This window comes from Streptococcus mitis, assembly GCF_026782865.1.
Taxonomy (GTDB): Bacteria; Bacillota; Bacilli; order Lactobacillales; family Streptococcaceae; genus Streptococcus; species Streptococcus mitis_CG.
The window spans coordinates 281,684-294,931 of sequence record NZ_JAKUXK010000003.1 but is presented as its reverse complement, the minus strand read 5'-3'; the positions used below and the strand labels follow the sequence as shown (position 1 = coordinate 294,931).

Below are 13,248 nucleotides of genomic sequence, written 5' to 3'. Positions count from 1 at the left end.
CATAGCCATATTTTATCAAATTTATCCAAAAATGTAAAGTTACTAGTTTCTAAGCGACTAACATCCCATAACCAAAAAAGGAAGCACAGATTCTCTGCAACTTCCTTGTCTTGTTATAAACTATTTAATGTGTTTTTCAAGCTCTTTTTGGTATTTGGCATTTGTTTCGATTTTTTCTTTCTGCCATTTCTTGAGAGCTTCTTCATATTCTTTTGTCGTCACAACATCCTTTTGCAACTCTAAACCTTTGAATACAAATGGATCTCCCTTAATTCCGACTTGAGAGTATGCTTTTGTGAATGGTACAGTTCGACTAACAGTCGGAGAACCACCTGAAGAGGCAACTGGGATTAAAAGTGAACTATCCGATACCCAAGCTTGAGCTTTAGCGTATTTCTCATAACGCTTATTGAGGTCACTTGTTTCAGCTGCGGCATCGTCCAAGAGTTTCTTGTATTCGTCCAGTCCAACTTGAGCCATCACTTCTGGATCTTTTCCGCGAGTGATCCCCAAGTGTTTAAGAGCAGACCCCTTCTTAGCATCGAGAATGTTTAGGTAGGTAGCTGGGTCTTGATAGTCTGGACCCCAACCAGTTCCATTCAAGTCATAGTCTTTTTGTGCTGGAACCTTAGCTTGAGACGTGATGCTCATTTTTTCATTATCAGTCATTTGAAGGACATCGATAATGACATTATCAGTACCAAGTGTTGATTCGATAGATTGCTTAAGTGAGTTAGTTTGCTGGACAGCAATCACATCTGTTTGTTCAACCGGAATATCCAAACGAATCGGGAAGGTCACACCCTTTGCTTGCAATTCTGTCTTTGCTTTTGCAAAGGCAGCCTTGGCTTTTTCTGGATTATAAATCGTATCCTTACCATCTGTCAAAGCTACATCTTTCCACTGTTCCCCATAAGAAACCAACTGCTCTTGAGCCAGTTCACCAAAGGTCTTTTCACCAACTTGGACATAATCATGAGGCACTAGGCTATTACGAATAATCTTGTCCGCACCTTCTTCCCCGTTCAACTGAGCCGTATAAGAGTGACGATCAAGGGCAAAGTTCAATGCCTGACGGAAGTTTTTGTTGAGAAGAGCTTCTTTTGTTGAAGTTTTTTGAGTTTCGTCCGTTTTAGCCGTTTTATTGTAAGACTGGCGATTTACGTTAACAGTGAGATAGTAGCTTGTCGCTTCTTGTGGACTGTAGACAATCTTATCTCCGTATTCTTTCTTAGTTGACTCAAAGTTTGAGCTTGTTGGGAAGAGACGAGCTGTTGTATAGGCACCTTGTGTAAAGCTACGAATCAAGGATTCTTGGTCTGATCCATCATAGAAGGTTAGTTTAATGCTGTCAATCTTAACATTGTCCTTATCCCAGTAGTTTGGATTTTTTTCATATTCGATAGCAGATTTTGACGTCAATGATTTCAATAGATAAGGACCATTATAAAGAATACTTGACGGAGTAGGAGTTCCGTAGTCTTTTCCTTTAGAATTCAGAAATTCTTCATTAACTGGAAGCATAGTTGCAGTTGTGACTTTAGAATTCCAGAAACTTTCTGGTTTGTTAAGCGTATATTCAACCGTGTAATCATCAACAGCTTTTACACCTACAGTAGAAAAGTCGTTACTTTCACCACTGATATAGGCGGCCAATCCTTTAATAGAATCTTGAAGGAGAGAGAGACCGTCTGATTTACCATCAGCTGCATGTTTCAAACCTGTAACAAAGTCCTGGGCCTTAACTTCAGCATACTCTTCTCCTTCAGATGTATACCATTTTACACCCTTACGAAGTTTGTAGGTATAAGTCAAACCATCTTTAGAAACGGACCAGTCTTCTGCAAGTGATGGAATTAAGTTTCCATACTTATCATTTTCCAAAAGGCCATCGACAACGTTGGCTATAACGTCAGAAGTTGAGCTCTTGCTCGTCACGCTGTAGTCCAAAGATGATGGATCCATAGCGTAGACATAAGAAAATGTTTTAGGAGCGTCCGCATTCTTTTCGCTTTTACCACAAGCTGCCAAAAGAAAGGCCGCACTCAAGGTCACTCCCGCTCCTAAGAGCCACTTTTTCGATTTCATAGGCAATCTCCTTTAAGATAGGTTTTTCACCATTATAACCTATTTTTCTATAAATGCAAGAGCTTTTGAGAGATTTTTTAGAAAATTCTAACAAATATTTTTAAAAAAATTCTCTGAAAAACTTTTATCAAAAAAACCTCAAACTCTATAAGCTTGAGGTCCTCACTTTTTAGTCAGTCAATTCCACACAGAAAGCATCCCATGGAGCCAAGATTTGTTTTTCAAAAACTCCTTGAACCGTGGTGTTTTCAATCAAAACAGATTTGACGTTTCCTTCTACGGTCAAGTCTTGCTCTTCATTGGACAAGTTAGCCACAACTAGGAAACGACGGCCCCCATCTTTACGGATATAGGCGAAGACCTTGTCAGTTGTTTCCAAGAGTTCAAAGTCAGCTTGAATCAGCCAGCTATTCTCCTTACGAATTTGGACCAACTTCTGATAAGTATAAAAAATAGAATCTTGATTTGCCAGTACTTCTTGAACGTTGATTGATTGATAGTTTGGATTCACTGCCAACCAAGGTTGACCTGTTGAGAAACCAGCATTTTTGCTCTCGTCCCATTGCATAGGGGTACGGGCATTGTCACGTCCAATGACACGGATACTGTCCATGATTTCTTCCATCAGAACGCCTTTTTCAAGAGCCTCACGCGCATAGTTGAGGGATTCAATATCTTCTACTTGATCCAGTGTTTCAAACGGATAGTTGGTCATCCCAATTTCCTCACCTTGGTAGATATAAGGAGTCCCTCTCATGAGATGAAGTAAGATAGCAAAGGCTTTGGCAGATTTTTCGCGATATTCTTGGTCATTCCCCCAGATAGAGACAATACGAGGGAGGTCATGATTGTTCCAAAAAAGCGAATTCCAGCCGTCCTCAACTCCTAACTCTGTCTGCCATTTGTTAAAGATTTCTTTCAACTTAGCGATATTCAGCTCTTTTTGATAATGCCATTTAGGTTGCCCTTCCTGATATTGAAGACAGATGTGTTCAAACTGGAAGACCATAGACAATTCTTGGCCCTTTGGATCAGAGTAAAGTTTAGCGATTTCTGGCGTTGCTCCCCAAGTCTCCCCTACTGTCAAGAGATCTTTGTCGCCAAAAGTGGCTCTGTTCATCTCCTTGAGATAAGGATGGAGCATGGGACCATTATTAACCACCTTCTCGTCAGGAACTTTCCCAATCATGTCAATGACATCCATACGGAAACCACCAATGCCTTTATCAATCCAGAAGTTCATCATCTCATAAATTTTCTGACGAAGTTTTTCATTTTCCCAGTTGAGATCCGGCTGTTTCTTACTGAAAAAGTGGAGATAGTACTGACCCGACTTTTCATCATATTCCCAAGCAGAACCACTAAAGATAGAATCTAAATCGTTAGGTTCATCCCGCCAGATATAGTAGTCTCGCTCAGGGCTATCAGGATTTTCACAGGCATCGACAAACCAAGCATGTTCATCTGAGGTATGATTAACCACCAAGTCCATGATGATACGAATATCACGCTTCTTAGCTTCCGCGATCAGTTGATCCATATCCTCCATAGTTCCGAAAATAGCCGCAATCGCTTGATAATCAGCGATATCATAGCCATTATCATCCATAGGACTGTCATAAACTGGAGAAAGCCAAATCGCTGTGATTCCTAACTTAGCTAGATAGTCTAACTTACTGGTAATACCTGGCAAATCGCCAATTCCATCTCCGTTGCTATCCATAAAGCTCTTAGGATAAACTTGATAGACTACGGCATTGTGCCACCATTTTTCTTGCATCTTCTTACCTCATTATTTTAATAATCTATAGTCTATGATAGCGCTTTTCAGAATTTTGTGCAAGCGTTTGCCTAATCTTTTTGATTCCTTTTTTAACTCCATAGTTTCCTAACTTCCAATTTTTTATTATAATAGAGGTCAGAGGTAAAAAAATGAAAAAACAAGCTTTTAGTTCTGAACAATATTTGAATCTACAGCGCGACCACATTTTGGAGCGCATTAACCAATTTGACGGCAAGCTCTACTTGGAGTTTGGTGGCAAAATGTTAGAAGATTTCCACGCTGCTCGTGTTCTTCCTGGTTATGAGCCTGACAACAAAATCAAGCTCTTGCAAGAATTAAAAGAGCAAGTCGAGGTTGTGATTGCCATTAACGCTAGCAACATCGAACATTCCAAAGCACGTGGTGACTTGGGCATTTCTTATGACCAAGAAGTTCTTCGTTTGATTGATAAATTCAATGAATTAGGGATTTTTGTTGGCTCGGTAGTCATCACACAGTACGCTGGTCAACCAGCTGCAGATGCCTTCCGCAACCAACTTGAGAAAAACGGAATTGATTCTTATCTTCACTATCCAATCAAAGGATATCCGACGGATATGGATCACATCATTTCTCCAGAAGGCATGGGAAAAAATGACTACATCAAAACTAGTCGCAACTTGATCGTCGTAACAGCTCCTGGACCTGGTTCTGGAAAATTAGCAACGTGTATGTCCAATATGTACCACGATCAAATCAATGGTATCAAGTCTGGTTACGCTAAATTTGAAACCTTCCCAGTTTGGAATCTTCCCCTTCATCATCCAGTCAATTTGGCTTACGAGGCTGCCACAGCTGACCTTGATGATGTCAACATGATTGACCCTTTCCATCTTCAAACCTATGGAGAGACCACTGTCAACTACAACCGTGATATTGAGATTTTCCCAGTGCTTAAGCGCATGTTAGAACGTATCCTTGGTAAATCTCCATACGCTTCTCCGACAGATATGGGTGTCAACATGGTTGGTTTCGCTATTACAGATGATGAAGCTGCTGTCGAAGCTTCTAAACAAGAAATCATCCGCCGTTACTATCAAACTGTTCTTGATTTCAAAGCCGAAAAAGTTGGTGAAGCTGCTGTCAAGAAAATCGAGTTACTCATGAACGACCTTGGTATCACACCTGCAGACCGCAAGGTTGCTGTCGTTGCCCGTCAAAAAGCTGAAGAAACTGGCGGACCAGCTCTAGCTCTTGAATTGCCAACTGGGGAAATCGTCACAGGTAAGAACTCAGAACTCTTTGGTCCTACAGCCGCTGCCTTGATCAACGCCATCAAGAAATCAGCTGACATTGCTAAAGAAGTAAAATTAATCGAACCTGAAGTTGTTAAGCCAATCCAAGGTCTTAAAATCGATCATCTCGGTAGCCGCAATCCACGCCTGCATTCAAATGAAATCCTGATTGCACTTGCTATCACAGCTACAGAAAATCCTGATGCTGCTCGTGCTATGGAAGAACTTGGCAACCTCAAAGGAAGCGAAGCTCACTCAACCATCATCTTAACCGATGAAGACAAGAATGTCCTTCGCAAATTGGGTATCAATGTAACCTTTGACCCTTACTACCAATACGACCGCTTGTATCGTAAATAAAGATTTCAACCTCTCCACTCTCGGAGAGGTTTTCTCTCTGTCTCAGGAGCCAGCTTTGTGTTATAATGAAAGAAGAAAACTGAAAGGATTTACCATGTCAAAAGAAGTTATTGTTGAAAGTTTTGAACTTGACCACACCATTGTTAAAGCACCCTATGTTCGCTTGATTGGGGAAGAAACAGGGCCAAAGGGAGATATCATCTCCAATTATGATATTCGTTTAGTGCAACCCAATGAAGACTCTATCCCTACTGCTGGCCTTCACACTATCGAGCACCTCTTAGCAAAACTCATCCGTACCCGCATTGACGGTATGATTGACTGTTCACCATTTGGGTGCCGTACAGGCTTCCACATGATTATGTGGGGACGTCACACCAGTGCTGAAATCGCGGCTGTTATCAAGGATTCGCTCAAAGAAATCGCTGAGACTACTACTTGGGAAGATGTCCCTGGAACAACCATCGAATCTTGCGGAAACTACAAGGATCACAGCCTCTTCTCTGCTAAAGAATGGGCAAAACTCATCCTAGAACAAGGAATTTCAGATGATGCCTTTGAGCGTCATGTGATTTAAACATAAAAAAGGAACCAGTTTTTTCAGCCGGTTCCTTCTTTTTTATTCTCAAAATTCTGTCTTAGGCTTTTTCACGAATGACTAAAACACCGTCTTCCATATCTGCTTCCAGATGTTTAGCATCCAAATGATCCAAGTGGAAGTCTGTTACCTTATCACGAATTTCTTGTTCAACTACACGACGGAGTGGACGAACACCCATGACTTCATCATAACCTTCTTCTGTGATATAGTCTTTAGCCGCTTGACTGACTACCAAGTCAATGTCTTTCTTAGCCAAGGTTTGGTTAACTTCGGCCAACATCAAGTCCACAATCTTAGAAAGATCTTCCTTAGTCAAGTGTGAGAACTCGATAACTGCATTAAAGCGGTTAAGAAATTCTGGACGGAAGAAAGGTTTCAAACGATCCATCAATTCTGGTTTATCCGCATCTTCTGTCAAGTTGACTTCATAGCCAAATCCAGCATTTGAGGTCGCAATAATGACAGTGTTCTTGAAGTTTACTGTATTTCCTTGACCATCTGTCAAACGACCATCATCTAGAACTTGGAGGAGAAGGGTAATGACTTGAGAATCAGCCTTTTCAATTTCATCCAAGAGAATGATAGAGTATGGATTGCGACGGACACGTTCCGTTAAGGTATTGCTATTGTCATCATAACCCACATAGCCTGCTGTTGTACCAATTAGCTTAGAAACGGCTGTGCGGTCACTGTATTCAGACATATCCAAACGGATGATCGCATCCTTGGTTCCAAACATATCAAGTGCCAATTGCTTAGCAAGTTCTGTCTTACCAACCCCAGTTGGACCTACAAAGAGGAAGCTACCGATTGGGCGATTACCTTCATCAAAACCGGCACGGTTACGACGGATAGCACGAGCTACAGCTTCAACTGCCTTATCTTGACCGATTACCTTATCTTGCAGACGATGAGCCATATCTTTCAGACGTTCGATGTCTGATGCTCCCATTTGTGAAACCGGGATACCTGTCATTCGTTCTACAGATTCAGCCACATCGTTGACACTTGCAGTCACTTTCATATCTTCTGTGTGGTTTTCGATTTTCTTTTCCAATTCTGCGATACGTGTTTTATAGTTTAGAGCAGCTTCAAAATCTTCTGCCTCAACCGCTTTTTCTTGCTTGTCTTTTTCCGCTTCAATTTCACGTTCAACAGCATGAACATCTGTTACTGGATGTTGAGCTGCCAGGTGAGCAGCCGTTACATCGACAAGGTCAATAGCCTTATCTGGCAAGCTACGTTGAGGAATGTATTGAACAGAATAATCCACTGCTGCTTTCAAGACCTCGTCTGGCAAGATGACATTGTGGTGTTGTTGATAGAGATCACGAATTCCTTGAAGGATTTTAAAAGTATCTTCCGCTGAAGGAGCATTGACCTTGACTTCGTTGAAACGACGAGCAAGAGCAGCATTCTTCAAGATGGTGTTACGGTATTCGTCTTGAGTTGTTGCCCCAATCACTGTCAACTCACCACGAGAGAGAGCTGGCTTGAGAATATCCGCAAGCCCTTTAGAACCACTATCTCCACCAGTGCTACCAGCACCAAGAATTTGATGAATTTCATCAAAGAAGAGGATAATATTCCCTGCTTCTTTCACTTCATTGACTAGGTTTTGGACATTTTCTTCAAAGCTACCACGGTATTGAGTACCAGCCTCAAGACCTGAGATATCAATAGAGATAATTTCCTTGTTCTTAATGGCAGCTGGAACATCGCCATTCACAATGGCTTGTGCTAGGCCTTCGACAACGGCTGTCTTACCAACGCCTGCATCTCCGACAAGTACAGGATTGTTCTTGGTACGGCGTGATAGAATTTCAGATGTTTCTTGAATTTCCTTGTTTCGTCCGATAACAGGATCCAACTTACCCTCACGAGCTTCCGCTGTCAAGTTACGACCTAGTTTGGCAAGGACACCATCTTGTTTCATACCTGAAGTCTGTTGTTGCATTTGTCCATCAGTTTCTGCATTTCCTGGCAATTGACCAGTTGCGCGATAGTGAGCGAATTCCTCAGGTGTCACTTCACGACCATTAATCAAGTAGCGGCGATTTTCAGAACTATATCCTCGCATACCACCCATCAATTGGTTAAATAAATCATCCATATTGTTAAAATTATTAAAGTTGTTGTTCATATTCTTTACCTCTTTTTGTTTTCTTCGTTATTATTACTGATATTGACTATCTTTGACCTTTGTTTTAAAAAATTTAGACTAGCTAACTAACAACTCTACGTACTATTTCTGGTTTGTCTTTTTCAAGCAGGAGTAGACTATCTTTACTTCTGAAGATTTCGAGATTAAACATAGACCCACCTCTTTCTATTTCACTTTAAATAAGCGTTCTAGTAAGGCTTTCATTTACCCTACGTTCATAATATACTACATTAGTCAGAAAAGGTCAAGAGATTTGACTTTAATTGACCAATAAATTTTACAAAAAGAAGAACTAGCTTTTAACTAGTCCTTCTTTGTATTATTTTATATAATCTTAACTCAACGCATCCAAGGCATCATCCATTGAAAGAACTTCGTGGAAGACACGTTGTGTCAATTCAGTTTTTTGTTCTGGAGTGAGGTATTTAGTGTTTACACAGTATCCAGAGATACGTACGATAACGTCTTCACCTGACATGATCTTTTCGTAAACATCGTTCAAGTCCATAACGTTCAAGTTAACGTGTTGTCCACCGTTTTCGAAGTAACCATCAAGGATTGTTACCAAGTTATCAACTTGTTCGTCACGAGTCTTACCAAGAGCGCGAGGTGATACTTGTGTAGTCAATGAGATACCATCAGCTGCATAACTAAAGTCAAGGCTAGAAAGTGAGTTCAAGTTTTGCAACCATCCACCTTTAGCTTTGTTAGATGGGTTAGCACCTGGTGAGAAGAATTCAAGTTTAGACAAGTTCACAGAACCATCTTCGTTGAGGTATACACCTTTGTGGACTGGTGAATTACCAGTTTGTTTAGAGTAAGCAACGTTAGATGTGATTGTCAAAAGTGATACAGTAGCTTCTGCGTCTTTGTAAAGTTTGTGGCTACGTAGACGAGTTGTGTAAGCTTCGATCAACCATTCTGCCAATTCGTTTGAACGTGGGTCGTCTTCACCCCAACGTGGGTATTCACCGATTGTTTCGTAATCGTAGATATAACCATTTTCGTCACGGATTGGTTTAACCGTAGCGTATTTGATAGCTGACAATGTATCAACAGTGTTGGCAAATCCACAGATACCGAATCCCATGTTCGCACGTTGTTTAGTTGGCAAGAAGGCCATTTGAACAGCTTCGTAGTTGTACTTATCAGTCATGTAGTGGATGATGTTCAAAGCATCTACGTAAGTGTCAGTCAACCAGTCAAGAGATTTTTCAAAGTTAGCTTTAACTGATTCGAATTCAAGAACTTCGTCACGGATTGGTTCGATGTCAAATACTTTGTAGTCTTTGTGAACATCGTCGTAACCACCGTTCAAACCAGTAAGAAGGGCTTTCAATACGTTTACACGAGCACCGAAGTACTGGATGTTGTGGCGTTGTTCTTCATTTTCTGGATCAAGTGGAGACACACAGCATGAGATACAGCTCATTTCACCATACCCGTCTTTAGCCATCGTTGTAACACCTTCGTATTGGATAGAAGAGTGTTTGTGGCTCATGTGCATACAGTAGCGACGGAAGTTGTATGGCAATTTATCAGTCCAAAGAACTGTCAAGTTTGGTTCTGGAGAGTTACCGATGTTGTCAAGAGTGTTCAAGAAACGGTAGTCCATCTTAGTAACACGGTGACGACCATCGTTACCCATACCAGCCATAGAAGTTGTGATGAAAGTTGGGTCACCTGAGTACAATTGGTCGTAAGCTTTTGTACGAGCAAATTTAACTGTACGAAGTTTCATAACGAAATCATCAACGAATTCTTGGATTTCTGATTCAGTAAATGTACCACGAGCAAGGTCACGTTCTGCAAAGATATCCAATACGATTGGCACACGTCCTAGAGATGTAGCAGCACCGTTGATAACACGGCAGACAGCCATGAAGGCGATGTTAACCCATTGGATAGCTTCTTTAACGTTCATAGCTGGTTTGCGAACATCAACTCCGTAAAGGTCACCCAAGCGAACAACTTGTTGCAATGCTTGGTATTGAAGATTGATTTCTTCACGAAGACGGATTGTTTCTTCATCGATTTCTTCGATTGCATTCCAGTCGTTTACTTTTTCTTGCATCAAGTAGTCTGCACCGTAAAGAGCAAGACGTGCGTAAACACCGATGATACGTCCGCGTGAGTATGCATCTGGAAGACCAGTTACAGTGTGAGCGTGACGAGCGCGACGAATGTTTGAAGTGTAAGCACGGAAGATACCGTCGTTAACTGTTGTTACGTATTTAGTGAAGATTTCGTGAACAGCTGGGTCTGGTTCGTATCCATTTTCTTTCAAAGTAGTTTCAGCCATACGGATACCACCTTTTGGCATGAAGTTCAATTTGAAAAGTTCATCGTTTTGGATACCGAAGATAACTTCGTTTTCTTTATCGATAAATCCTGCTGGGATATCAGCGATAGATGTTGGACGGGTGTCCATTGGGAAACGAGTTTCTTCGTAGTGTGCTTTAGTTTCTTCTACAATTTTTTTGATGTGAAGTGAACGTTCTGTTGGTCCTGCAAGGAAGCTTTCGTCTCCATCATAAGGTGTGTAGTTAGCTTGTACGAAGCGTGATACACTTGCTTTTTCTTTCCAATCTACGCCTTTGAAGCCTTCCCAAGCTTTGTCAAAAATATCTTGTGCTTCAACAACTGTCTTAACAACCATGTTAATGTCCTCTTTTTTCTTTCTAGTAACAACCATCTGTTACATTCATGAGACAAGTATACCACACAGTAACCGATTTCAACAAGTGAAAAATCCCTATTTTTACACTTTCTTTTCTAAAACAGTCTATATTTTCCCCTGAACTGTATTATATTTTTGAAAAAAATAAAGTCCTTTTTTCTTTTTTTCAGAAAAAAGGGTATAATGAAGGAAAATAAACAGTAATACTCAATGAAAATCAAAAAGCAAACTAGGAAGCTAGCCACAGACAGTACTTGAGTACGGTAAGGCGAAGCTAACGTGGTTTGAAGAAATTTTCGAAGAGTATAAAAAGGTGATAAGCATGTTGATTTTTCCCTTATTAAATGATTTGTCAAGAAAAATCATCCATATTGATATGGATGCCTTTTTTGCTGCAGTGGAAATCAGGGATAATCCTAAACTCAGAGGAAAACCTGTCATTATCGGCAGTGACCCTCGGCAAACAGGTGGGCGTGGTGTAGTTTCCACTTGTAGCTATGAGGCGCGAGCTTTTGGTGTCCATTCAGCCATGAGCTCTAAGGAAGCCTATGAGCGTTGTCCCCAGGCAATCTTCATCTCAGGAAATTATGAGAAATACAAATCTGTGGGACTCCAGATTCGAGCTATTTTTAAGCGCTATACAGATTTGATTGAACCCATGAGCATTGACGAAGCCTATTTGGATGTAACAGAAAATAAACTTGGTATCAAGTCAGCGGTCAAAATCGCTCGTCTCATTCAAGAGGATATCTGGCAAGAACTCCATCTAACTGCTTCCGCAGGCGTTTCTTACAACAAATTCTTAGCTAAAATGGCTAGCGATTATCAAAAACCACATGGTCTGACAGTAATTCTACCTGACCAGGCTGAGGACTTTCTAAAACAAATGGATATTTCCAAGTTTCATGGAGTAGGAAAAAAGACAGTGGAAAGACTTCATCAAATGGGTGTTTTTACCGGCGCTGATCTACTTGAAGTTCCTGAAGTGACCCTAATAGACCGCTTTGGAAGACTGGGCTATGACCTTTATCGAAAGGCTCGTGGTATTCACAATTCCCCCGTCAAATCCAATCGCATCCGTAAATCAATCGGGAAAGAGAAAACCTATGGGAAAATTCTACATGCTGAGGAAGACATCAAAAAAGAGCTAGCTCTTCTATCGGAAAGAGTCGCTCTCAATCTCAGTCAGCAAGAAAAATCTGGAAAAATTGTCATTTTAAAAATCCGCTACGAGGACTTTTCAACTCTTACTAAACGAAAAAGTCTTGCTCAAAAAACACAGGATGCTAGCCAGATAAGCCAAATAGCTCTGCAACTCTATGAAGAATTAAGCGAAAAAGAAAGAGGTGTCCGCCTGTTGGGGATTACCCTGACTGGATTTTAAAACCTTGAAGAGCTGCCCCTTCAAGGTTTTTCTTATACAAATAAACGGACAAAACTGTAAAGTAGTAAAACACTACCAAGCACGATGCGGTATTTACCGAAAAGGGTAAAGTCGTGTTTTTTCACATAGCTGGTCAAGAAGCGAATAGCGACCATGCTGACTGCAAAAGCGACTCCCATCGCAACCAAGAGCAAGAACAATTGCCCAAAGTTCAAGAGTTGTCCTGCTTTTATAAATTTGAAAATCTTTAATGCACTAGCTCCAAACATAACTGGAATTCCAAGATAGAAGGTAAATTCTGTCACAACAGAACGACTGGTTCCATTTAACAAACCACCGACAATCGTTGCACCAGAACGACTGGTCCCTGGTAAAAGGGCAAGAACTTGGAAAAGTCCGATATAGAAGGCTGTGGTATAAGGAAGCTTGTCCAACTCTGTTACACTTGGTTCGATAGCACGCGCTTTATTGCGCTTCTCCAAATAGATAAAGGCAATCCCATAGATAATCAACATGAGAGCAACAGAAACCATGTTATGGAAGTGGGTATCAAACCAATCATCAAATTTAAAGACGGCAAGTAAAGGCAAAGTGGCAACCAAGACCTTCAACCACAGTCTCCAAGTCTTACGAACTTCCTGCTTGTCCTTAGTCGGTTTGAAAGGATTGAGCTTGTTAAAGTAAATGACCATAACCGCTAAAATAGCACCAAGCTGAATCACGACATTAAACATGGACATAAAAGCTTCATTCTGATTTTGGTATTGGATAAATTCCTCTGCTAAAATCAAGTGACCTGTACTGGAAATCGGCAACCATTCCGTAATTCCTTCAACAATACCGAAGAAGATAGATTTTAAAATTTCAATAAGATACATAGATTACTCCTTTTTCTATCTTCCATTATAGCATAT

8 protein-coding genes are annotated in these 13,248 nt (G+C 40.8%); 3 read left to right on the top strand and 5 right to left on the bottom strand.

All coding sequences use genetic code 11. The features are described from left to right. Positions 1 to 120 precede the first annotated feature (120 nt). A complete protein-coding gene (locus MK482_RS02095) occupies positions 121 to 2,088 on the bottom strand; it encodes a peptide ABC transporter substrate-binding protein (RefSeq protein ID WP_153219847.1) in 1,968 nt (655 codons plus the stop codon). Positions 2,089 to 2,257: 169 nt separating this feature from the next. Continuing rightward, the gene (locus MK482_RS02090) at positions 2,258 to 3,868 is read right to left on the bottom strand and encodes a glycoside hydrolase family 13 protein (protein ID WP_268717832.1); all 1,611 of its coding nucleotides are present in this window, start codon (positions 3,866 to 3,868) and stop codon (positions 2,258 to 2,260) included. Positions 3,869 to 4,020: 152 nt separating this feature from the next. On the opposite strand from MK482_RS02090, the gene MK482_RS02085 reads away from it, so the two are divergent. After that, positions 4,021 to 5,505: a DUF1846 domain-containing protein gene (locus tag MK482_RS02085; RefSeq protein WP_125454949.1), complete on the top strand. Its 1,485-nt coding sequence runs from the start codon at positions 4,021 to 4,023 to the stop codon at positions 5,503 to 5,505. 94 nt (positions 5,506 to 5,599) lie between these two features. Then, on the top strand, positions 5,600 to 6,082 hold the full coding sequence (locus MK482_RS02080) for an S-ribosylhomocysteine lyase (protein WP_000032547.1): 483 nt from the start codon (positions 5,600 to 5,602) through the stop codon (positions 6,080 to 6,082). A gap of 61 nt (positions 6,083 to 6,143) precedes the next feature. Here MK482_RS02080 and MK482_RS02075 read toward each other — a convergent pair whose 3' ends face one another. Continuing rightward, complete coding sequence (locus tag MK482_RS02075) at positions 6,144 to 8,249, bottom strand: ATP-dependent Clp protease ATP-binding subunit (RefSeq protein WP_268717831.1); 2,106 nt, start codon at positions 8,247 to 8,249, stop codon at positions 6,144 to 6,146. 355 nt (positions 8,250 to 8,604) lie between these two features. Next, a complete protein-coding gene (gene pflB / locus MK482_RS02070; RefSeq protein ID WP_000260628.1) occupies positions 8,605 to 10,929 on the bottom strand; it encodes a formate C-acetyltransferase in 2,325 nt (774 codons plus the stop codon). Positions 10,930 to 11,272: 343 nt separating this feature from the next. Here pflB and dinB point away from each other — a divergent pair, with 343 nt between their 5' ends. Then, the gene (gene dinB / locus MK482_RS02065; RefSeq protein WP_261017482.1) at positions 11,273 to 12,334 is read left to right on the top strand and encodes a DNA polymerase IV; all 1,062 of its coding nucleotides are present in this window, start codon (positions 11,273 to 11,275) and stop codon (positions 12,332 to 12,334) included. Positions 12,335 to 12,366: 32 nt separating this feature from the next. Here dinB and MK482_RS02060 read toward each other — a convergent pair whose 3' ends face one another. Further along, on the bottom strand, positions 12,367 to 13,212 hold the full coding sequence (locus MK482_RS02060) for an undecaprenyl-diphosphate phosphatase (RefSeq protein WP_247953348.1): 846 nt from the start codon (positions 13,210 to 13,212) through the stop codon (positions 12,367 to 12,369). Positions 13,213 to 13,248 lie beyond the last annotated feature (36 nt).